The 300-nt window shown below is 38.7% G+C and carries 1 pseudogene; it reads left to right on the top strand.

Annotated elements, in window-relative coordinates:
• Positions 1-184: 184 nt before the first annotated feature.
• Positions 185-300: pseudogene (locus AB4585_RS25870) on the top strand (nucleotidyltransferase); the annotation flags it as partial.

Below are 300 nucleotides of genomic sequence, written 5' to 3'. Positions count from 1 at the left end.
AGCATATACTCCAGGCTAAAAACAATAAACCGCGATTTGAAGTGCCCATTTTAGCGTGTCTCCAAGCCTTTCTATTACGGAAAATACACACTATTTTTAACTTATAGCTAAACACAAGTCATGACAATATCGAGCAATTTCGCTATTTTAGATAAATCACTAGATCCCATTAAGGTCAGTTCGTATGAACTCTAATCCAGAGCGCTGGAAGCAACGATTACAAAACCTACAGAAAGCAGACATTAGGCTTGAAAAAGCATGCTCTCAAGACAGTTACAATGAACTGGAGCTGGCTGGATT

This window comes from Vibrio sp. 10N.222.49.C9 (assembly GCF_041474985.1).
GTDB lineage: Bacteria > Pseudomonadota > Gammaproteobacteria > Enterobacterales > Vibrionaceae > Vibrio > Vibrio crassostreae_C.
The sequence above is the reverse complement of the archived record's forward strand: the minus strand, read 5'-3'. Positions and strand labels throughout refer to the sequence as shown.